Genomic DNA, 19,744 nt, shown 5'->3' with positions numbered 1-19,744 from the left:
TTGAACAAATTAAAATTAAACTATACCTCATTATCTTTTCTTCCAATTTTGGTATGCATACCTCTAGGGTATCAATTAATAAACAATATTCATTTTGGAGGATTTAAATTATTCCAAGAATTCTTAATTTCTGCATTTAATCCCAAGATCGATAATGAAATTATTATTACCGTAATTAAGCGATTAAATGAAACTATTTTAATTGGTTTTTTTAGTTGGTTATTAAGTATTATTTTTGGAGCAATTTTTGGAATAATTTCCTCAAATATTTTTTATAAAATCTTTAATATTCCAAATTTTTTCTACCGCATAATAAGGTTTTTTCTAACAATAATTAGATCTATACACGAAGTGGTTTGGGGAATAATATTAATGCAAATATATGGAATAAATTTTTCGATAGGAATAATAGCTATATGTATACCTTATATTGCTGTAAATTCAAAAGTTTTTGCTGAACAATTAGAAACTATTGACTACAAAAGTTTTGAATCTATAAATCAAATAAATGCACCTATATTTTCTTCTTTACTAACTTTAATATGGAATCCAATAATAAATATATTTAAAAACTTTGGTTTATATCGATTAGAGTGTTCAATAAGAAGTACTGTGATTTTAGGACTTTTTGGGATTGGAGGAATAGGCACCAGTATTTTTTTATCTTTCCAAACTTTGAATTTTAGAGAGTTATGGACTTATTTATGGTCCTTAGCAATTTTGATAATTCTTTCTGGATTAATATTCAAAAAAATAAAATTTAATACTACAAATAAAATCCTATCTATTTTTTTTATTGCAGTTTTTTTCATAACAATTTTATTTTCTTTTTCATATTTTCTTTATTTTATTTTTAACAATAATTTTGAAAATTTTAATTCCGTTAGTTCTCTTTTTAAATCAAGTTCAGATTTAGGATTATTTGATTTCTTAAAACTTATATTTGAAACAATAATTTTAAGTCTTTTATCAACAGGAATCGCAATTAGTTTACCTCCATTAGTAATAGGAATTTTTAACAACAATAGTTCTAAAATTTTTATAAAAATTTTTGCATTTTTATTACGTTTAATACCTACACCTGTAATACTTCTAACTCTATTAACTTTTAATAATCCTTCTTTATCTTTAGCAGCTTTAACATTAGGTCTCCACAACGCTGGTATTACTAGCAAACTACTTTTTACAAATCTAGATAGCCAAGACAAGAGAAATTATATTGCAATGAAATCTATAGGAATCTCAAAAAAGACTAGTTGGCTTTTAGGTTTATTTTCTCAACAAGCAAAAAGTTACCTAGCATATTGCGCTTATAGATCTGACATCATTATTAGAGAAACTGCAATTGTTGGGGTTATTGGAAGTGTTGGTCTAGGTTGGCAATTGCAAGAATCACTAAGTTCCTTCGCATGGCAAGAAGTCACCATAGTTTTGATAGCTTATAGCTCCATCGCAATAATTGGAGAATTAATAAATGGTAAAATCAAAAATAGTTTAACTTGATTTGTAAGAATAATTTGTTAAATCAAGTAATTATTTTTTTCGGTGATAGTGATTATTTTACCAAAACAGCTTGTTGTAATTGGAGATAGCTCAGTTTATGGATGGGGAGATAATGAGGGTGGTGGATGGTGTGAGAGGCTTAGAAAAGATTGGGGTAATAACCAAAATGGGCCAGTTATTTATCAACTTGGCGTTAGGGGAGATGGGATAGAAAAAGTTTCATCTAGATGGGAAAAAGAATGGTCATCTAGAGGAGAAACGAGAAGAAATAAACCTAAAGCGATCCTACTAAATGTAGGTCTTAACGATACTGCAGCAATTGGTCAGATAAATGGAAGACATCAATTAGATATAGATGGATTTGAATATGGATTAGAGAGGCTAATTAATGAAATGAACTCTCAAACAAATTTATTTGTTATTGGTTTGACACCAGTTGACGAAAGCAAAATGCCGTTCGCAGGATGTCTATGGTACTCAAATGATTTTTGTAATTCTTATGAAAGAAGAATGGAGGAAGTATGCCTAAATCAGAATGTCCCATTTCTGCCTACTTTTAGAGAAATGTACTCTGATAAAAGGAGTAAAAATTGGATTACGCATGATGGAATTCATCTAAATTCCGAAGGTCATTTCTGGCTTTTCCAAAGACTTAAAAGCTGGGAGATTCTTACAAAATGGAAGGGATCTTAGGTCTTCCCAAATATTGTTAATTTGAAAAATATGAATATAAAATAAGAGCAAAGATAGCCAAAACAGAAGCAATACTTGTCTGAATAGCATTTACCAATTCATTACTTAATTTATATTTGTTTTGAAATTTAGCACCAATAATACTTTCGGAAAGTGTTGCCAAGAATCCAGAAACTACAACAACTATAAAATGATATTTTGTAGAAATAATTGATAGACGAAGCATTATAAAAGCCATAAATATTGATCCCAAAACACTAGCTAATGTTCCTTCTATACTTATTCCTCCCTCAGTTCCCCTATCCACCTTTTTAAGTGAAGTAATTAAGTATGTGTCTTTACCAAATCTTTTTCCAATTTCGCTCCCAAAAGTATCCGCCAACTTTGCAGCAAAACTTGCAGCAAAACCTACTTTAAACATCACTACATTGGCAACATTAAATTTGGTCATAATGGCAAGAAATAATCCTGTAGCTGCAGAGCCCCATACATTCTCAGGACCTCTCCTCCCTCCTCTTTTTTCAGCAATCCCTTGTGCTTTTTTAAATTTAAAACCTATTTTGGTAACGAGGGATCCAAATAATAAATAAATTACAACTGACATCCATCCCTGCCAAGACAAACATCCCCACAAAATTGTGCCTAAGATGCCTGCACTTACCCAACCACTTTTCGTCATCAAAGGAATCCTGCAAAATATATAAATCAAAATAAAATTAATGCAAAAACCTATAAAAAATTGATTTCTAATTAAATCCATATTTATCTAATTCTTTAATTTTAAATCAATTCTCCACTGATTTAGAATTGATGATGCGTTAATACTAGCCGTTGAAGTTCTCAAGATAGTGTCGGAAAGCTTAACAAAGGTAATATTATTTTTTTTAAAAAAATCAATTTCTTTAGCGGACCAACCTCCTTCAGGACCAATTACATTCCAAAAAATACCTCCTTTTTTATTTCCAAATTCTTGTTGTTTTCTTAACCATTGATTTAAGTCATATAGTTTTTCTTCTCTAGTTATAGAAATTGAAACTCTTTCTTGATTATCTCTATTTTTTAGCCATTCAATAATATCCATTCCATTTAAAATAGATGGTTTCCATAATCTCTCACTTTGCTCAACAGCTTCATTGATAATTAAATTCCATCTCAAAAGTTTTCTAGAAAAATTTAAATTTTTGTTTACCTGTCTTTCAGAAAATAATGGCTGTATATAATCAATTCCTATTTCAGTACACATTTTTAAAATATCCTCAAAACCACTTTTTGGTATAACAACAGCTATTCCTAATAAGTTAATTTCTTGTTCTTGAAATAAGTAAGGTTTTTTTGATTTAATTATTTCTAAGCAATCATTTTTAACTTTTATAGCTTTCCATAATGAACCCTCTCCGTTAGCTATAAATATTTTTTTACCATTTTTTATCCTCATTACTTTATTTAAATAATGAGCCTCTTCTTTAGAAAGTTCTAAATTATTGTTCTTAATATTTTCAATTCTTTCATGGGAAATAATTAATCTTGTTAAGTCTTCCATCTAAAACACTTAATCTTTGAAAACTAAATCTTCATGTTCTTCAACTGACCAATCATTATTTTCACCCCCAATAATTAACTCTTCAATTTTTACATAATTATTTGATATCTCATTCAAAGAATTAATTAATATATCTATTGAAATGGAGTCTGAAGTTCCAAAATCAACCCAACATCTTCCCCATAGATTTTGATATTCCATGATTCCTAAATTATGCATTAAGGCTGGAAGAGATGCATTTTTTTGGTCATTATCATAGGACATCCAACTTAGATCGGAACCCTCTTCATGAGTTTGCAAATTTTCAGAATTAAATCCACCTAACCTTCCTAAAACGTACCAACTATCAAAAACACCATCTAAATAATTTTTTTCGTCTTGAGTTGGTGATTCTGAAAACCTGATCCATATCCAACAATTAAAAGGATCAACTTCCCTAAAAATAATATTCATATTGATTAATATCTTTTTAGATCTAAAGCTATTATAAGTAAGTTATTACTAGATTCAAATTCATACCTATAACTTAATTAATAATGCTTGATTTAAAAGAAATATCTTATCAACCCCAAACTGGTGAAAGAAAAATAATAGACAATTTAAATTTAAAAGTTCATGAAAATGAAATCATTTTAATTTGCGGCAGTAGTGGTTCTGGGAAAACAACACTACTCGAAATAATAAGCGGATTAACAAATCCGCAAAAGGGAAAAATTACTTGGAAGAATAAAATTTTGTCTTCTAGACAAAGAAGATGGTTTTGTGGAGTAGTATTCCAATTTCCTGAAAGATACTTTATAGGTACAACCATTGGTAAAGAATTAAAAATAGGCCATAAATCTTTAAGAGAAAAAAATATAGAAATAGTTTTAAATAAAGTTGGTTTGAAAAAAATTAATCTGACTCAACCACCAGAACAGCTAAGTGGAGGACAACAAAGGCGGTTAGCTGTAGCAGTTCAACTACTTAGAAACCCCTCAATTCTTTTACTTGATGAACCAACTGCTGGATTAGACTATTCAATGAGAAATGATGTGAAGAATTTAATTCTTGATTTAAAAAATAAAAATACAATTATTATTGTTACTCATGAACCTGCCTTATTTGAGGGAATTCCTTCTAGGATATTATTCTTGGAAAAAGGGAAAATCAAAAATTTTATGAAAGAAAATCATGCAGGATAGGATAGTTCGGGCTACTGCAGCCAATGGAGGAATAAGATTAGTTGCTGTCTTAACAACAGAATCTTCTTTAGAAGCAAAAAAAAGACACGGCCTTTCTTACTTAACCACCTGTATCTTAGGCAGAGCATTTAGTGCTTCACTGCTTTTAGCAAGCTCGATGAAAATAATGCATGGTAGAGTCACTTTAAGAGTTAGATCTGACGGACCTTTAAGGGGATTACTAGTTGATGCAGGTAGAGACGGGAAAGTTAGGGGTTATGTAGGGAATCCTAATTTAGAATTGGACCTAGTCAAAATAGATAATAATAAATATTCTTTTGATTTCACAAAAGCATTAGGTACAGGATATTTAAATGTAATTAGAGATAGTGGATTTGGAGAACCCTTTACAAGCACTGTTGAATTAGTAAATGGGAATATTGCTGAAGACTTAGCTTCATATTTATATCATTCAGAGCAAACTCCCTCTGCTGTATTTATTGGAGAAAAAATTCAAAATAAAAGTGTTATTTGTAGTGGTGGCTTGTTAGCTCAAGTTTTACCTAAAAAAGATACTGACCCTCTGCTAGTCTCACTACTTGAAGAAAGATGCAAAGAAATTAATTCTTTCAGCGAGGATCTATTTAAGTCAAAAGATAATCTTCTTGAGTTAATTAGAAATATATTTCCCGATATTGACGATAAATCAATCTCTGAAAAAGCTCGTTCTCAAGAAGTGAGTTTTAAATGCAAGTGTTCCAAACAAAGAAGTTTAAATGCGATGAAAATGCTTGATAAGAGCGAGTTAGAGGACATCCTCAAGAAAGATGGCAAAGCAGAGTTGGTTTGTGAATTTTGTAAAAATAAATATCTTATAAATTATGAAGAAATTAAATCTATGATAGAAAATCAATCATAAAAAAATTACGCCTAGCCATAAAATAACCATGGCCGGAATACTTTGAATTTTTTGTATTGATAAAGAGTTGTTTGATACTTCCTGAATGAAAGAATTATTTTCAAGCAATCCACCAAATATTAATCCTATCGAGAGAAAGGTAACACTCCAACCCAAAGAACCTATAAATCTTTTCCCTGATTTAATTTGAGTATAGGTAAGTATTAATGTTGAGATAGAGAGTAAAAGTCTATTATTAGAGTCTGGACTGATAAATAACAAAATTAAAAATAATAGCCCAACAGATATTTTTATTGAAAGATTATCAAATGAGGGGGTAGTTATTTTTGGCAGACTATACTGACTTGAATTGTTAGAGTTATTATTTAAATTTTTTATCTTAGAAAGAAGTGGGAAGTTATTATTGGTAAATTGATTAATTTGTTTTTCTTTTTTTGAGGCACTCACAGCTTCATAGCTTACATTTCCTGATTGCCTCGCTTTCAAACTACCCATGAGTAATTGATCAAAGGAAGATTCTATTTTCGCTTTTAAAATTAAGTCTTCACCAGCCTCTTTAACTTTAATATCTCTAGCCTTCTGAATATCCTCAAAAGCAGCACCTTCTTTTACACCTAAAATTTCATAAGGTGATTTTTCGTTATTTTTTTTATTATTGTTTGAATCCAAAATTTTTTACCAATACTAACAGATTAACTAATTTTATAATCCATTAAGACTTTATAAAACAATTGGTTCGACTCCACTAACAACGGGCGCAACTTTGTTTAAATTTAATTGATTATTGTCTTCAACAAACTGATTTAGATTCCACTCATTTTTGAAAAGAATTACTGGCCTATTCCAACAATCTTTAACTATTTTACAGTTGAATATTCTGCCAAGTTTTTCAATGGCTGGCCATCCATCAGAAATCCATCTAGCCAATTGATATGGCATTGCTTCAAGATTTGCATCTACACCATATTCACTTTTTAATCTGTGAGTTACTACCTCCAGCTGCAATTGACCAACCGCTGCGAGTATAGGATCTCTTTTACTCTCATCAAAGTCATAAAGAATCTGAACAGCTCCTTCTTCTCGAAGTTCATTAACACCCTTTCTAAAGTTTTTAAATGCTGAGGGATTTGGATTTCTTAACCAGCTGAATATTTCAGGACTAAAGGATGGTATGCCCTCATATTCCAGATGAGCACCCGTATAAAGAGTATCTCCAATAGAAAACATCCCTGGATTATTTAAACCAATAACATCTCCAGGATAGGCATCATCGACTACTTCTCTATCTTGCCCAAATATTTTTTGTGGTCTCGATAATCTAATTGTTTTACCAGTTCTGGAATGTTTAACTGACATATCCTTTTCAAATTTGCCACTACAAACTCTTATAAAAGCAACCCTATCTCTGTGCTTTGGATCCATATTTGCCTGAAGCTTAAAAACAAAACCACTAAATTCATCGCTTGCAGGTTCAATATCCCCTTTATTACTATTTCTTGAAGTTGGTTTTTGTGCCATTTTTAAAAAACTATCTAAAAATGGCCTTACGCCAAAATTAGTCATGGCAGATCCAAAGAAAACTGGGGTTAAAGAGCCATTAAAAACTTTTTCTTTTTCAAATTTAGATCCTGCCTCATCAAGAACCTCCAATTCTTCAAGAGAGTTTTCAAGTAAATCTCTCTCTACATATTTTGATAGCTCTTTATCTTCAAGACTTAATCTTTTCTCATTCGATTGTTTCCCTCTCACTGCTTTATCAAATAAAATCACCTCTCTAGAAAATCTATCAATTACCCCTCTAAATTCCTCGCCACTCCCAATTGGCCAGTTTATAGGTAGGGTATTTAATCCAAGTTCTGATTCAATTTCATCAAGTAAAGAAAATGGCTCTCTTCCTGGTCTATCCATTTTATTTATGAAAGTAAATATTGGTATTTTTCGCATCTTGCAAACTTCAAACAATTTTCTAGTTTGAGGTTCTAGTCCTTTAGCAGCATCTTCCAACATAACTGCATTATCAGCAGCAGCTAATGTTCTATAAGTATCTTCGGAGAAATCTTGGTGTCCTGGTGTATCTAATAGATTAATTACAGATCTTTCATATTCAAATTGCAATACAGTTGATGTAATAGAAATACCTCTTTGTTTCTCAAGTTCCATCCAGTCTGAGGTGGCTTTTCTCTGATTACCCCTAGCTTTTACTGCTCCTGCCTGTTGAATGGCACCTCCATACAAAAGAAGCTTCTCGGTAAGAGTCGTTTTCCCAGCATCGGGATGTGAAATAATAGCAAAATTTCTTCTTTTATTTACCGCATCCAGTATTTCTTTATTATTTAGAATTTTAGTATCTAAGCTCATTTATATAATATAAGGGCCTTTCACTTAGTTCTTAAACATTACCATAGACTATTAAATAATTTTCACCTTCTTCAAACACATCTAAAGAGGATAGATCATTCTCTAAGGTGAAATTTTTTAACTCTTTAAAAGTATAAGAAGCTCTTAAAGATGCATAATAATCTTTAGTTAAAATCTCATTATATTTAGTTGAACATTGTGCTTTGAGTTCTAAAGCAGACTTTTCATCTAATGGCCTTTTTAAGTCCTTGTGAAAATTTACAGTGATATTACTAGACAAACTTCTTATTGTGTTGAAGAAATCTTCAAGATTGGTAATGTGATGAATCAAACTGTTGCTTACAAGTAAACTAATTCTTTTTTTAAATAAAAAATTATTTGATTTAATGTCTTTGATATCAGAACAAATGTAGCGTAAATTTTTTAATTTTTTTTGATTATTAGAAATACTTTTATTATATTCTGCTCTCAAAATCATCTCTTTAGAACCATCTATTCCTACGACTGCAGTATTAGGCCATTTTATTGCTAACTTCTCAGAAATATTTCCTGGGCCACATCCTAAATCAACTATTAAATCTTTTTCACCTAGAGAAATATTTTTTTTCAAAAGATATTGATTTATTTGATTAATTAGATTAACTTCCCCTTCTGAAAAATCAGCTTCGTCATAAGAAATGACCTGCTCTTTTTCTTCCATTAATTCAGGTTCGGGGACTCTTTCCATATCCTTTTTTGAAACAAAGATTTCATATTAAACATAATTCTACACAAACCGTTAAATAGTGGTAAGAATAGTTGCAGACGCCACAGGTAGAGTTATTCTTCCAGTACGGGTTATTTACATACGTTTTTTTTATCGTGACTGTTGCACCAAATAAAGCTTCTTCAGAGAGCAATTCCAATAATCTACAAAAAGATGATTTTCCAAAGACTGCTCCAGCTGCTTATCCAGTTTTTTTCAGATCTTATAGTAGAAAAACTTCATCTGGTAAAAGGGAGAACTGGAGCGAAGTGGGCGAAAGGAATTTATCGGGATTAAAAGAATTAGGAAAACTTTCTGAAGAAGAATTAATCCTAATGAGAGAGATGCAAAGTAACCAAAAAGCTCAACCTTCAGGAAGATGGTTATGGATAGGAGGAACCCCTTGGATTAATAAGAACCAAAATTTCTCAGGAGCATACAACTGTACCTCAACAAACTTGATTGATTGGGAAGCCTTCGCATTAATGATGGACTTAGCAATGATGGGATGTGGAACAGGTGCAATAATTGAGCCTCATTTTATAAATAATCTGCCTACGGTAATTAACAAAATAAATATTAAATCAGTCAGTGAAGTTGGAATAACTCCTAAAGATCAAAGAGAAGAAAAGACATCATTAGAAATTAAAGGAAAAGATCTTCATATCAAAGTTGGAGATAGCAGAAGAGGATGGGTAGATAGCTATAAATATCTTCTTGAGGCATCAAGTAACGAGAGTCTTGAAAGAGAAATTGATGTTTATATTGATTTGGAAGATATTAGGCCTGCTGGAGAATCATTAAAAGGTTTTGGTGGTATGGCAAATCCTATCAAATTGAAAGATCTTTACTCTAGAGTCGCATCACTTCTTGGAAAGGCAATTGGTAGGAAATTAAGTACAGTAGAGTGTTGTTTATTAATTGATGAAGCTGCAGTAACCATAGTTGCTGGGAATATAAGAAGAAGTGCTGGAATGAGACAATTTGCTTCAGATGATAAGGAAGCAGCATCAGCAAAAGAAAATTTATGGAGTCAAGATAAGAATGGTAATTGGAGAATAGACCCTGAAAAAGATGCCCTTAGAATGGCAAATCATACTAGGGTTTACCATACAAAACCCACCTACCAAACTGTTTTGGATGCAGTAACTAAACAATTCCATTCAGGTGAGGGAGCCATTCAATTTGCTCCAGAAGCAATCGCAAGGTCAAATGCAGATATTCTCAAAGATGATGAATTGAGAAAGGAATTTATTGAAATCTACTCAGAACAAGGCAAGGATGAAGCGAGAAATTGGATAAATAGTAGTTATGGTCCTTTTTCAGATGAAGAGTTAGACCACAGGATGAGCCGATATGGCCTTAACCCTTGTGGGGAGATCTTGGGAAATGATTTCCACTGCAATTTGGCTGAAGTTCATTTAAATCAGATTGATCCAGGAAACTTTGAAGAGCAAAAAAAAGCTTTTAAAGCAGCCGCTCTTTCTGTAGCATGCTTACTTAATCATGAATTTGAAGTTGAGCGTTACAGAAAAAGTAGGGAATATGATCCTATTGTAGGAGTAAGTTTCACTGGATTATTTGATTTTTGTGTCCATGCCTTTGGGACGCCATGGTTGAAATGGTGGGAAGCAGGAAGGCCAAATAGCAAAGAAGGGAAGGCCTTCAAAGAAAAGGAAGCTAAATTCTTAGATTCTTGGAGAAAAATAGTAAAAGAAACTGTATGGGAATATTGTGATAAGCATAATCTAAGGAGGCCAAATAGATGCACAACAGTTCAGCCAGCCGGAACTAAAAGTCTTCTTACTGGAGCAGCTCCAGGATGGCATCCTCCAAAGGCTCAAAGATTCATAAGAAGAATAACTTTCAGGAAAAATGACCCAATAGCTTTAGCTTGTATGGATTATGGTTACTCAGTCGTTCCATCTCAATCTGATAAAGATGAAAATGGTTGCTTGCTCGATAATCCATTTGATCCAAGATGTACAGAATGGTTAGTTGAAATCCCTACAGAAGTTAGTTGGGCAAATATAGACGGTGCAGACCAAATAGACATCAATAATTTCTCAGCATTAGCTCAATTTGATTTTTATATGCAAGTACAGAAATATTACACAGAGCATAATACCTCTGCAACCGTAGAATTTAGAGAAAATGAAATCGAGGATTTAGCTAAGGCTATTCATAATGCAATAGAGAATAATGAGGGATACATTTCAGCAGCATTGCTAGCTAGATTTAGTGCTAACGCTACTTTCCCGAGATTACCTTTTGAACCAATAAGTAAAGAGGAATATATATCATTGCAGAATAAAGTAATAGAAAGGAAAGTAAATAACGATTTCTTTGACGCTCTTAATAAATATGATGTTGGAGAACTATCTGAAGCAGGTCCAGCAGGTTGTGATTCAGATAAATGCCTTCTCCCTCTGGCTAAACCGAAAAATTAAGTTTTAAATTTTTTGTAAATAATAAGTATTAATTAGTTTTTAAAAAGTTAATTTATGGCTACCTCTTTATTAGGGACATAAATTATTGATGACATTAAGCCTAAATATCGGGAACTTATTTAATGATTCCTCGAGTCATGCCTTAGTGGACGAGCTAAGAAAAAGAACCTCAGAAGAGGAAATATTAGACTTTGAAGAAAAATTTAACTCCAAAAATGAAAAAAATCTACACATCTATATATGTAGATTTCTAAAAAATAGATCAATATCTAGGGGACTTGCCTCCAAGTGGTTATTAACAATAATTAAAAACAAAGAATCAAAAATTAATGCTTTGCAAAAACTAAATAACTAGGTGAGCCCTGAAAGTTTCCATAAAGCAATTCCAAAAATTGAAAATCCCATAATAAAAGTAAAAGCTAAAGCATTTACCAACTGAACCTTATCATTCATTCTGTTTGCGAATGGTAGTAATTGAGCAAATAATGGAGTTTCTTCAACTATTGCGGATTTTTTTACTGTAGGTTTTTTGCTTCTAGAAAACATAAAACAAATTTTATAATCTTAAGAATTTTACATTTAAAAGTTCATTAAATAAAAAATACTTCTCAAAAACGAACAAAATGTAACCTGCAAGAAACTACATAAAGAAAAACATAATTTTCTTTGGTAGGAGCCTATTTCATTAAATAAAGTATTAAGTTTATTTATTAAAGTCCTAGACAAATAATTTTCTAGAATGTTATTATTAAATTGTAGCAACCGCTACCAAAACGTTCAACTTGCGCATAGCAAGCCGCAAATCGACTTAAGCCATGGAACGGGGACTTAAGCGAAACCGGAGCTTAAAAAATGACTCTAATTTACAGAGGACAAAAGTACGTCCAGAATAAAGAAGCAGCTAAAAAGCAGCATAACGAACTAACTTATAGAGGAAAAGCTTACACAAGCTAGTTCATTTATCCAATAAATAAAAAAGCCACTAAAAGTGGCTTTTTTTGTCCAAACTTAATCTAAAAAAATTACTTAATACTTCTAACAAGTATTAGAATAGTATTATTTAATTGCATTTATATATTTGATAACTATGGCAGACCAGAAACCTTTATTTAAAGCACCTTATGACATAAAAGATGTAAGTGCCCTTTTCGCCATAGTTGCCTTCGTTTTAATAATTGCTGCCATCGCTGGGAATAACTTATTTGGTTTATTTCAACAAAATGTCAATTTCGGATAGTGATGTTTGTAAGCGTTTGATTTTTATTCAACAAGCTCAATTCCATAGACTGTATCCTTACAATTATTTTTTTTGTCCCACTCCTTAGCTGCATCTGAAGTCATTTCAGCGTCAAGTGCTTCCATATCTAAGACGTTCATGAGTAAATGAGATTTATGCTCTCCAGCCTGTACAAACTCATATTCTGAAACCACCTTTCGACCCATTGCTGTTATAAATCCAGAAACGTCGGTTTTAAATTCTTCAAATGTGCAGCTAAAAGTTGAAATAATTAGTGTGTTCATAAAAAAGGAGCTAGTTGCTCCTTATTCTAGATCGAATTTAAATTACTAACTTAGGAGTAGACTTTGGCAACTATTGGACCAGCTTCTTCATCAGTAAATACCGGTGTGGTCTCCCAATTAAGGAATTCACCCCATTCAGCAGCATGCTGATATATTGCTTTTGGATCATCTGTCTTTAAGACTATCCACCCCTCTAAGGATCCTGGCGCATGATATCTTCCAACCATCTCGACTCCAGGATAATCTCCTCCTCCACTAAGAAATTTTTCCGCACCTTTTTGATGATATCCAGTCTTAAATGACCAATGCTGAACGTAAAGCATTTTATATTTTGTATTGGCTTTTTATTAGTAGCAAAAAAAATAGTTCTTGAAAATAAATATTGTTAATTGCTCTTATTTTCTTTTTTTCTCATTGTTTCAAACATACTTAAATATTTAACCTTTTTCTAAAATAGCTTTTGAAAGTAGAAGTCTCTTTCAATAATAGATGTCTTCCTCGGATGACTTTTAGTAACATGAAGAGGGATTTATAAGCATTTAACTCCTAACAAAAGCAAAAATAATAAAGTTAATATTTTGTTGAAAATAGGTATTTAGTTTATAAGATTTTCTTGCCTATGACTAACTTTCTATCCTAGGCTAGGCAAGTTCAAAAAAAATTGAATAATCCTCAAGAGGGGTGATTAAGCTGTTTAAGTCTCTAGTCTTTAAAGCTAACGAGTCTCGACTAAATAAAATCTTCAAGATTCTTCAAAAGCTTCTATATAACAAAGTTCTTAATAAGACTATATTGATAATCAAACAACCCTATCGAGACAGTGTGACCAGATTGTGACCAGTAAAATAATAATTTTTGTAGTGTATCGTTAGGGTAAAAACCAGAAATGTATATCATTATGACTAATTAAAAAAATGGAACAATGGAATATCAAATACCTGAACCTGTCCCCGAAATATATATCAGTAAAGAAAATATTTCTCTCAAAGAAAGGTCATCTAACTCAAAAATTTTCTGGAGACTATCAACTCAAGAGGTTAACTCAAAGAATTTTGAGCCCACTGAGACTCCTAACAAAAATAAAGAGAATAATGAACTTAAAAGTTATCTAACATTTGGAGGAGGAACTTTTATCAGAGGAAAATGGCAACCATTCTATCCTTTATTTGGTTGCAATGCATGGAGAGCATGTTTTGAAGGATTAGAAGGTATTAATGCCTTTGCAATTTACACAAAGGAACAAATTAAGAAAAAATATTGGAGTCTTGATTACGATTTTACCGGAATGTTAGGTTATCAATCTACTAATAAAAATATTTTTGACCACAAATTTAGTGATTATGGCTTGCGAGATGGGGAACATGAAGGGACTTTTGGGGTTATTGGCATCATCCCTACCATAAGAGTAAGTAAATTAAGTAATAAAATCCCTATTGGAATAGGACTTGGTATAGGCCCCTCTTATTCCTTTGGAACAAGAGTAGTAGAAAAACCCTATAATTTCTCTTCATTAGTTTCACAAATAAATGCTGAAGTTAATATTCCAATCTCAAAAGATAAAAATACTTCTATTACTCTTGGATTAAGCCATGTTTGTTCATTTTTAGGCGTCTTAAATGACAGAGGCAGAAATCTTAGTCATCATTGGTATACATTAGGTATTAGAAAGAGATTGTAACTTTTTTAAGTAAGTCTTGATAATAGTTTTCAAAATAAAAATGTGACCATTAACTTCAATAAATTAGATAAAAAAGAATAGATTTGAAATTAATTATAAAAATTATTTTTAATTTTAAAAATCTATACGAAGAGAAAACCTTACTGCATCTTAAGACTGCTATAATTCAAAAGTTAAAACTAAATATTTAACCTTGGAGGGGTGGTCGAGTGGTTTAAGGCTCTAGTCTTGAAAACTAGCGTGTCTGCAAGGGCACCGTGGGTTCGAATCCCACCCCCTCCGTTCATTAAACTAATCAGATAAGTTCATTCATAGTCATATTGAACATCTACATCCATATAGTGGGCATAGAGGAAGATTTTTAGCAGAAAATGTTGTTCATATCAGTTCAAATCTAATCACATTTTTTTGAAATGTGTTTGGGATGTGTTTGGGTTATGTTTGGGTTGTGTTTGATAATATATGGATTATTTTGTAAACTTGGTTTTAGGACAAATTTGATTCAAAAAATTTTTTTTATAAGGTTATCCTAAAATATTATTTTTTCTTAAAGTTATTCATAATTTTAATTTTCCTATGAAATCTGAATTTAGATATTATTATTTCATATCTTTTTTCTCAAAAATAATAACTTTTTATCTTATCTTTTTTGGAGTAAATATAGTCAAAAACAATGAAAGTTTTGCAGAATCTTTAAGAGATATTCAAGAGCGAGAAAGCAAAAATACAAGTCCTAATTGTCCCTATTTATATAAAAATGCTCAATGGGGAGGGAATGAACGCAATTATGTATATCGTGAAAGATATTTCCGAAAACGAAATAATCCAAATTATCTTTATGAAATTAGCAGCAGCAGCTGGTCTTGTTCTATAAAATTAATTCCTTTAAACAAAAAAATAAATTCTGGTAAGTGTAATTGGTATAAAAATGAAGAGGATTCAGGTTTTACTCAAGAAGAATTCTCATTTGAAAATCATCAGCTCATAAGGAGATGGAGATGGAAAAACTGTCAGTCAGGTAAATTTTATTCCGTGCAAAAAATAACAATCCCTCGATTAAATACAAGGCAATATTTACCTTAAAGGATATTTGAAAAAATTCATACTTCGTAATTAATAAATTAAATGTGTTTGGGTTGTGTTTGGGATAATATGACTTTTCTGCTGATATTCTTATTCAGGTCAGTTCAGGTCTGTGCATACTGCACCGACTCTAACTCCACCCCCTCCGTTCAAATAAAAAGAACCGAATAATATAAACGCTCTTTTGAAACGTTCTTGTTAAGATAATTTTATTTAGATTATGAGTAAAGGATTTTCCACAGATAATTTAATATCCAAAAAATCGAAAAAAAAAGTTATTTCAAATGAACCGCAAGGAAGATTAATATCTTGGTCTCCTTGGCCACCTGCTAATTTTCAAACACGATATCCTGCGTTCCCTTTTGTTCTTACATTATTGATTATAGTAATTGGGCAATGGTATCTTTCTCTACTAAGGTGACCCAAAAATTTTTTTGTATTTAAATTAGGATGAATTAAGTTTGAGAATTTATTTTGTTTTTTTCAATTTTATTATTTGCCCACTTTCAAGCAGCAATCATCCCAATATTATTAGGTATTAGATCGATCAATAAATTCAAACATATAAGCAAGCACAAATTGATACCTTTCGGTTTTACTTTTTTAGGATTGGCATCGATTTCTGAGACGATAGATCATACTCAAACATCTTGGATTTATGTAGATCACTCCTCTTTATTTAATTGGTTATTTTATTCTTTCCTATCTTTAGGTCTAACATGTTTATCAATATCAGTTATAAAAAATAAATTTATTCAAAAAACTAATTTTTGCATTTGTTTATGTTCAATAATCTCATATTTTTTATTTGATAAAACTATTGCTCTCCTTTTTCAAGTAATAATAAGTATCCTTCTAATTATAAATTGGCAAAGAGTTTTTAAAGATTGGCTTTTTATTATTTACCCAATATTTGGTATTATTTTTACGACTTTCTTTGGCGCAAGGCTCTCGCTTAGTGGCGATCAATTTTGGCATGTTTTAATAGGCCCATCTGGAACAATTAGCGTTCTTACGTTTTATTTAGTATTAAAGAGATCGGACAAACAATTTACTTAAGATCGTTATGAAAATATTTGTATTTGTAAGTTTTATAGTGTGCTTAGTCACAATAATCTCCCCAGTTGAAATCTTTGCTGATACGGTACTTGATGTATACATGAATGATTTTTATTCTAAATCGAATGAAGCTAGCCAGATTCTTAAAGAAATCGAAAATAGTCTAAAAGAGGGATCAAGAAAAAAAGTATGTTCTAGGCAAAGAGAGGCAGCAAGATTAGGACTATTAGCTAATAAATCATTAATTAAAGCATTTGAAATAGAGGGAGCTAATCCGCCAATGCAAGCAATAAGGGCAAGTCAACAAAGATGGGAATCTATTCTTAATGAGTGCTGAAGAAAGTAAGTAAATCTATAAATCTTTTTAAATTTGCATTCTTACAGATTTACTAATTAAGGGAATTTCAGGTTCAACTCCATAGATACACTGAGAAATCGAATAAATAAAAATACATAGTGTAAATATAAAAATTATTGAGCCTAATTCAACTATGGGAAATATTCTCAAGAGATATGAAATTATTATCAAAGCAATATCAATAAGTAATGCTTGGCATGCGTTATATCTAACGAAATAGGGAACATTTGGATTTCTTGCTAATCCAGCAAACAAAATTATAAATAATAAAAAACTACCAAAAGGCAAAGATTTTTCAATTATTGCTATCGGGAAAGTTAATAATAATAGTATTTTTAAAAATGAATATTTATAGAACAAATAATATCCAAAAGGTATTGATGCCTTTAATGGCAAAGTATACAAAAATACTGATGAGAGTCTCTGGAATATCTGATTCAATGTATTATTGAAGTTTAGTATTCATATATTAACCTAATTTTTTGAACTGAATAAAAAGGCTTAGACTCGGAAAAATCAACTTTGGCAGATGTTTATTTAATATTAGATAATTGGTTAAGTTTTATAATTCAAAATGCGTATCCTACATACAATGTTGAGGGTTGGAGATTTAGATAAATCCATTGATTTTTACGTTAATAGATTAGGAATGAATTTATTGCGAAAAAAGGATTACCCCCATGGAAAATTCACTTTGGCATTTGTTGGTTATGGCTCAGAAAAAGAAAACGCAGTAATTGAATTGACTTATAACTGGGACAAAAAGTCTGAAGACTATGAGCTTGGAGATAAATATGGTCATATAGCTATTGGAGTAAAAGATATTCACTTAATTTGCCAAGGATTAGAAAATAATGGTTGTAAAATAACAACTAAACCTAAAACAATGAAAAACAGTACTACTGTCTTGGCTTTTGTTGAAGACCCTGATGGTTATAAAATTGAACTTATTGAAAGAGATTAAAAGCTAAGAAGTTTTTAATTAAATAAACAAATAACTAAATTTTAAAAAGATTGAATTATCAAATATATCGTGTTCAATTAACGAAAAAATACCTCTAAGTTCACATGGATATATTCTGCAGTTTCAATTATTGAAAAGATTATTTCTAAGATGAGTAATTATTAAAAATAAAATTTAAACTTTATAAAATCAAGATAAAATCTATTTAGATTGAGTAGACAATCTAAATAGATTTATATATCATAGAATTATCGCATAAAGCTTATGCCTAGTAATTGGTCAAAAATAAGAGATGAATGGCTTGATAAAACCGCTGTTGCGAAAGATGATGCTAAATGGGCATTAGAAGCATTAATTAATTCAGAAGAAGAGTTATTTGAAATAGAACAAAAAATAAAGAATAAAGAGGACGCTGTAAGCCAAGTAAAAATATTGAAGAAAAAGGTTAAAGAAACTATTTCTTCCAAAGAAATTAGTCTCGATGATATTGCATTAAATACTTCAAATTCAAACAAAGTTCAGATCTCAGTACCATCAAATCTTACTTATCTTTTGAAAGTTTGGGCTGCAGCAGAAGGAAGAGATCTATCAAGTGTCGCTTTTCAATGTTTAGAGACTGGTATAAGGGAAATGAAAAGCAAAGGTTCGATACCTTCAGTAGCAGTAAATAGATATGACTCGGCCTGTCAAAAAAGGATTGCACTAGCAGAAGTAAACAATCTATTGGAGAAATACGAATTAGCTCAGACTGAAATCAAATAATTATGAATAACAGAAAAATCATTAAAGGATACAAAACATTAATAACAACGAAGTTTAATGTTGATACTTCTTTAGATAAATTCAAAGATGGAATAATTTATACTCTTTATTCTGATGAATTTAATTCACTTAAAGTTGGTTTTGCTGAAAATGATAAGGTTCTAGAAAAAATATTATCAAGTAAAGCATTGATATTATTGGAAATGAAAAAAGGCAACAAGAAAGATTTAGGTTTATTGATAACCACTCTAAAAGAACTTGACATCAAATATTCAGGCAATTTTTATTTCAAATACTCAAGTTCTTTAATGAGACATTTATCTACTTTAGGTTGGCCTATTGGGAGATCACTTTTTAAACAAAGAAAAATCAAAAAAGAACTTTTATGTGCATAAATTTAAATGTAATCGCACTCTAAAGTTTCTCTGGTATCTCTATTTGTGAACGGATTAGTACCAGAGGCACTTTCACAAAATTTCCTAACAATACCTTTTGGCAAAAAAACATTCGTGAAGTCTGCGCCTTGGATTTTTACATTTTCAAACTGTGTACTATAAGCAAATGAATCCTCTAAGTTAGTATTTGATAAATCAGTTCCATCTAAAATAGCCGAATCTAAAGTTACTTCTCTTAAATTGGAGTTACTTAAATTAGTATCTTTCAATTTTGCTCCATAAAGAGTAGCATTTTGGAGCTCACAATCTGATAAATTTGCATCTTGTAAATCAGTCAAATAGAAAGTTGCCCCTTTTAAGTCAGATCCAGAAAAATCAACTCCTATTAATGATTGTTTACCATAATCCAATGCAGCGAAGCTTCTAGAAGGAAGAGTTAAAACAATCATTAAAACAGTTAAAATTATAAATCTCATTTTTTGAGTAGTATTTCAATAAATTCTAACTTCTTAAGCTGAAATCTAAAAATTTATTATTTACTGAATGCTATATT

27 protein-coding genes and 1 tRNA gene are annotated in these 19,744 nt (G+C 30.9%); 17 read left to right on the top strand and 11 right to left on the bottom strand.

Annotated elements, in window-relative coordinates; all coding sequences use genetic code 11:
- Together HA152_RS03630 and HA152_RS03625 are read left to right on the top strand one after the other, a co-directional pair.
- Complete coding sequence (locus tag HA152_RS03630) at positions 1–1,503, top strand: PhnE/PtxC family ABC transporter permease (RefSeq protein ID WP_245211195.1); 1,503 nt, start codon at positions 1–3, stop codon at positions 1,501–1,503.
- Positions 1,504–1,551: 48 nt separating this feature from the next.
- A complete protein-coding gene (locus HA152_RS03625) occupies positions 1,552–2,196 on the top strand; it encodes a GDSL-type esterase/lipase family protein (protein WP_209133674.1) in 645 nt (214 codons plus the stop codon).
- 16 nt (positions 2,197–2,212) lie between these two features.
- Here the strand turns inward: HA152_RS03625 and HA152_RS03620 are convergent, their stop codons facing one another.
- From HA152_RS03620 to HA152_RS03610, 3 genes are read right to left on the bottom strand one after another with little or no spacing between them, the layout of a single operon-like run.
- Entirely contained in the window at positions 2,213–2,956 is a 744-nt protein-coding gene (locus HA152_RS03620; protein WP_209133672.1) for a TIGR00297 family protein, read from the bottom strand.
- A 6-nt stretch (positions 2,957–2,962) separates the two neighbouring features.
- Positions 2,963–3,736 (bottom strand): 16S rRNA (uracil(1498)-N(3))-methyltransferase, encoded by a 774-nt coding sequence (locus HA152_RS03615; RefSeq protein ID WP_209133670.1) that lies wholly within the window; start codon positions 3,734–3,736, stop codon positions 2,963–2,965.
- Positions 3,737–3,745: 9 nt separating this feature from the next.
- Entirely contained in the window at positions 3,746–4,189 is a 444-nt protein-coding gene (locus tag HA152_RS03610) for a DUF3531 family protein (protein ID WP_011818170.1), read from the bottom strand.
- An 83-nt stretch (positions 4,190–4,272) separates the two neighbouring features.
- Between HA152_RS03610 and HA152_RS03605 the strand changes: the two genes are divergently transcribed.
- Positions 4,273–4,920, top strand: a complete 648-nt coding sequence (locus HA152_RS03605; RefSeq protein WP_011818169.1) for an ABC transporter ATP-binding protein — start codon at positions 4,273–4,275, stop codon at positions 4,918–4,920.
- Positions 4,910–5,818, top strand: a complete 909-nt coding sequence (gene hslO / locus HA152_RS03600; RefSeq protein WP_209133668.1) for an Hsp33 family molecular chaperone HslO — start codon at positions 4,910–4,912, stop codon at positions 5,816–5,818. Before HA152_RS03605 ends, hslO begins: the two co-directional genes overlap by 11 nt.
- Here the strand turns inward: hslO and HA152_RS03595 are convergent.
- From HA152_RS03595 to HA152_RS03585, 3 genes are read right to left on the bottom strand one after another with little or no spacing between them, the layout of a single operon-like run.
- Positions 5,813–6,487, bottom strand: coding sequence for a CPP1-like family protein (locus tag HA152_RS03595; RefSeq protein ID WP_209133666.1), 675 nt, complete (start codon positions 6,485–6,487; stop codon positions 5,813–5,815). The genes hslO and HA152_RS03595 overlap by 6 nt on opposite strands.
- Positions 6,488–6,538: 51 nt before the next feature.
- A complete protein-coding gene (locus HA152_RS03590) occupies positions 6,539–8,176 on the bottom strand; it encodes a peptide chain release factor 3 (protein ID WP_011818166.1) in 1,638 nt (545 codons plus the stop codon).
- Positions 8,177–8,207: 31 nt separating this feature from the next.
- Positions 8,208–8,903, bottom strand: coding sequence for a class I SAM-dependent methyltransferase (locus HA152_RS03585; RefSeq protein ID WP_209133663.1), 696 nt, complete (start codon positions 8,901–8,903; stop codon positions 8,208–8,210).
- A 134-nt stretch (positions 8,904–9,037) separates the two neighbouring features.
- On the opposite strand from HA152_RS03585, the gene nrdJ reads away from it, so the two are divergent.
- On the top strand, positions 9,038–11,371 hold the full coding sequence (gene nrdJ / locus HA152_RS03580; RefSeq protein ID WP_209133661.1) for a ribonucleoside-triphosphate reductase, adenosylcobalamin-dependent: 2,334 nt from the start codon (positions 9,038–9,040) through the stop codon (positions 11,369–11,371).
- A gap of 88 nt (positions 11,372–11,459) precedes the next feature.
- Positions 11,460–11,726, top strand: coding sequence for an RNA recognition motif-containing protein (locus tag HA152_RS03575; protein ID WP_209133659.1), 267 nt, complete (start codon positions 11,460–11,462; stop codon positions 11,724–11,726).
- Here the strand turns inward: HA152_RS03575 and HA152_RS03570 are convergent.
- Complete coding sequence (locus tag HA152_RS03570) at positions 11,723–11,917, bottom strand: hypothetical protein (RefSeq protein ID WP_011818162.1); 195 nt, start codon at positions 11,915–11,917, stop codon at positions 11,723–11,725. The genes HA152_RS03575 and HA152_RS03570 overlap by 4 nt on opposite strands.
- A gap of 306 nt (positions 11,918–12,223) precedes the next feature.
- Between HA152_RS03570 and HA152_RS03565 the strand changes: the two genes are divergently transcribed.
- On the top strand, positions 12,224–12,325 hold the full coding sequence (locus HA152_RS03565) for a DUF4278 domain-containing protein (RefSeq protein WP_011862700.1): 102 nt from the start codon (positions 12,224–12,226) through the stop codon (positions 12,323–12,325).
- A gap of 133 nt (positions 12,326–12,458) precedes the next feature.
- Complete coding sequence (locus tag HA152_RS03560; RefSeq protein WP_209133657.1) at positions 12,459–12,608, top strand: hypothetical protein; 150 nt, start codon at positions 12,459–12,461, stop codon at positions 12,606–12,608.
- Positions 12,609–12,631: 23 nt separating this feature from the next.
- On the opposite strand, the gene HA152_RS03555 is transcribed toward HA152_RS03560, so the two are convergent.
- The gene (locus HA152_RS03555; RefSeq protein ID WP_245211193.1) at positions 12,632–12,814 is read right to left on the bottom strand and encodes a hypothetical protein; all 183 of its coding nucleotides are present in this window, start codon (positions 12,812–12,814) and stop codon (positions 12,632–12,634) included.
- Between the two features lie 128 nt (positions 12,815–12,942).
- Entirely contained in the window at positions 12,943–13,215 is a 273-nt protein-coding gene (locus HA152_RS03550) for a DUF3303 domain-containing protein (RefSeq protein ID WP_209133653.1), read from the bottom strand.
- Positions 13,216–13,814: 599 nt separating this feature from the next.
- Here HA152_RS03550 and HA152_RS03545 point away from each other — a divergent pair.
- The 6 genes from HA152_RS03545 (at position 13,815) to HA152_RS03520 (ending at position 17,049) form a co-directional block, all read left to right on the top strand.
- Positions 13,815–14,570: a hypothetical protein gene (locus tag HA152_RS03545; protein WP_209133651.1), complete on the top strand. Its 756-nt coding sequence runs from the start codon at positions 13,815–13,817 to the stop codon at positions 14,568–14,570.
- Positions 14,571–14,765: 195 nt separating this feature from the next.
- Positions 14,766–14,852: transfer RNA gene (locus HA152_RS03540), tRNA-Ser, on the top strand.
- Positions 14,853–15,146: 294 nt separating this feature from the next.
- Positions 15,147–15,653 carry a hypothetical protein gene (locus tag HA152_RS03535; protein WP_209133649.1) on the top strand — a complete coding sequence of 169 codons (507 nt, stop codon included), beginning with the start codon at positions 15,147–15,149 and terminating at the stop codon, positions 15,651–15,653.
- 220 nt (positions 15,654–15,873) lie between these two features.
- The gene (locus tag HA152_RS03530; RefSeq protein WP_209133647.1) at positions 15,874–16,074 is read left to right on the top strand and encodes a hypothetical protein; all 201 of its coding nucleotides are present in this window, start codon (positions 15,874–15,876) and stop codon (positions 16,072–16,074) included.
- A gap of 53 nt (positions 16,075–16,127) precedes the next feature.
- Positions 16,128–16,712, top strand: coding sequence for a hypothetical protein (locus HA152_RS03525; protein ID WP_209133645.1), 585 nt, complete (start codon positions 16,128–16,130; stop codon positions 16,710–16,712).
- 7 nt (positions 16,713–16,719) lie between these two features.
- Entirely contained in the window at positions 16,720–17,049 is a 330-nt protein-coding gene (locus HA152_RS03520; protein ID WP_209133643.1) for a hypothetical protein, read from the top strand.
- A gap of 27 nt (positions 17,050–17,076) precedes the next feature.
- On the opposite strand, the gene HA152_RS03515 is transcribed toward HA152_RS03520, so the two are convergent.
- Positions 17,077–17,511: a Tic20 family protein gene (locus HA152_RS03515; protein ID WP_011818157.1), complete on the bottom strand. Its 435-nt coding sequence runs from the start codon at positions 17,509–17,511 to the stop codon at positions 17,077–17,079.
- A gap of 133 nt (positions 17,512–17,644) precedes the next feature.
- On the opposite strand from HA152_RS03515, the gene gloA reads away from it, so the two are divergent.
- The 3 genes from gloA to HA152_RS03500 all read left to right on the top strand — a co-directional run bounded on the left by gloA (position 17,645) and on the right by HA152_RS03500 (position 19,191).
- A complete protein-coding gene (gene gloA, locus HA152_RS03510; protein WP_209133641.1) occupies positions 17,645–18,034 on the top strand; it encodes a lactoylglutathione lyase in 390 nt (129 codons plus the stop codon).
- A gap of 264 nt (positions 18,035–18,298) precedes the next feature.
- Positions 18,299–18,796: a VHS domain-containing protein gene (locus tag HA152_RS03505; RefSeq protein ID WP_209133639.1), complete on the top strand. Its 498-nt coding sequence runs from the start codon at positions 18,299–18,301 to the stop codon at positions 18,794–18,796.
- Positions 18,797–18,798: 2 nt separating this feature from the next.
- Positions 18,799–19,191, top strand: coding sequence for an LEM domain-containing protein (locus HA152_RS03500; RefSeq protein ID WP_209133637.1), 393 nt, complete (start codon positions 18,799–18,801; stop codon positions 19,189–19,191).
- Between the two features lie 2 nt (positions 19,192–19,193).
- Here HA152_RS03500 and HA152_RS03495 read toward each other — a convergent pair whose 3' ends face one another.
- Entirely contained in the window at positions 19,194–19,667 is a 474-nt protein-coding gene (locus tag HA152_RS03495; protein ID WP_209133635.1) for a pentapeptide repeat-containing protein, read from the bottom strand.
- Positions 19,668–19,744 lie beyond the last annotated feature (77 nt).

It is taken from the genome of Prochlorococcus marinus XMU1412, from assembly GCF_017696315.1.
GTDB classification, from domain to species: domain Bacteria; phylum Cyanobacteriota; class Cyanobacteriia; order PCC-6307; family Cyanobiaceae; genus Prochlorococcus_A; species Prochlorococcus_A marinus_AF.
This window is presented reverse-complemented; position numbering and strand designations above follow the sequence as displayed.

Coding starts and splice junctions, on each gene's coding strand:
- HA152_RS03620 (WP_209133672.1), bottom strand. CDS start 2,956: ATGGATTTAATTAGAAATCAATTTTTTATAGGTTTTTGCATTAATTTT.
- HA152_RS03615 (WP_209133670.1), bottom strand. CDS start 3,736: ATGGAAGACTTAACAAGATTAATTATTTCCCATGAAAGAATTGAAAAT.
- HA152_RS03610 (WP_011818170.1), bottom strand. CDS start 4,189: ATGAATATTATTTTTAGGGAAGTTGATCCTTTTAATTGTTGGATATGG.
- HA152_RS03605 (WP_011818169.1), top strand. CDS start 4,273: ATGCTTGATTTAAAAGAAATATCTTATCAACCCCAAACTGGTGAAAGA.
- hslO (WP_209133668.1), top strand. CDS start 4,910: ATGCAGGATAGGATAGTTCGGGCTACTGCAGCCAATGGAGGAATAAGA.
- HA152_RS03590 (WP_011818166.1), bottom strand. CDS start 8,176: ATGAGCTTAGATACTAAAATTCTAAATAATAAAGAAATACTGGATGCG.
- HA152_RS03585 (WP_209133663.1), bottom strand. CDS start 8,903: ATGGAAAGAGTCCCCGAACCTGAATTAATGGAAGAAAAAGAGCAGGTC.
- HA152_RS03575 (WP_209133659.1), top strand. CDS start 11,460: ATGACATTAAGCCTAAATATCGGGAACTTATTTAATGATTCCTCGAGT.
- HA152_RS03570 (WP_011818162.1), bottom strand. CDS start 11,917: ATGTTTTCTAGAAGCAAAAAACCTACAGTAAAAAAATCCGCAATAGTT.
- HA152_RS03565 (WP_011862700.1), top strand. CDS start 12,224: ATGACTCTAATTTACAGAGGACAAAAGTACGTCCAGAATAAAGAAGCA.
- HA152_RS03560 (WP_209133657.1), top strand. CDS start 12,459: ATGGCAGACCAGAAACCTTTATTTAAAGCACCTTATGACATAAAAGAT.
- HA152_RS03555 (WP_245211193.1), bottom strand. CDS start 12,814: ATGGGTCGAAAGGTGGTTTCAGAATATGAGTTTGTACAGGCTGGAGAG.
- HA152_RS03550 (WP_209133653.1), bottom strand. CDS start 13,215: ATGCTTTACGTTCAGCATTGGTCATTTAAGACTGGATATCATCAAAAA.
- HA152_RS03545 (WP_209133651.1), top strand. CDS start 13,815: ATGGAATATCAAATACCTGAACCTGTCCCCGAAATATATATCAGTAAA.
- HA152_RS03535 (WP_209133649.1), top strand. CDS start 15,147: ATGAAATCTGAATTTAGATATTATTATTTCATATCTTTTTTCTCAAAA.
- HA152_RS03530 (WP_209133647.1), top strand. CDS start 15,874: ATGAGTAAAGGATTTTCCACAGATAATTTAATATCCAAAAAATCGAAA.
- HA152_RS03520 (WP_209133643.1), top strand. CDS start 16,720: ATGAAAATATTTGTATTTGTAAGTTTTATAGTGTGCTTAGTCACAATA.
- gloA (WP_209133641.1), top strand. CDS start 17,645: ATGCGTATCCTACATACAATGTTGAGGGTTGGAGATTTAGATAAATCC.
- HA152_RS03505 (WP_209133639.1), top strand. CDS start 18,299: ATGCCTAGTAATTGGTCAAAAATAAGAGATGAATGGCTTGATAAAACC.
- HA152_RS03500 (WP_209133637.1), top strand. CDS start 18,799: ATGAATAACAGAAAAATCATTAAAGGATACAAAACATTAATAACAACG.
- HA152_RS03495 (WP_209133635.1), bottom strand. CDS start 19,667: ATGAGATTTATAATTTTAACTGTTTTAATGATTGTTTTAACTCTTCCT.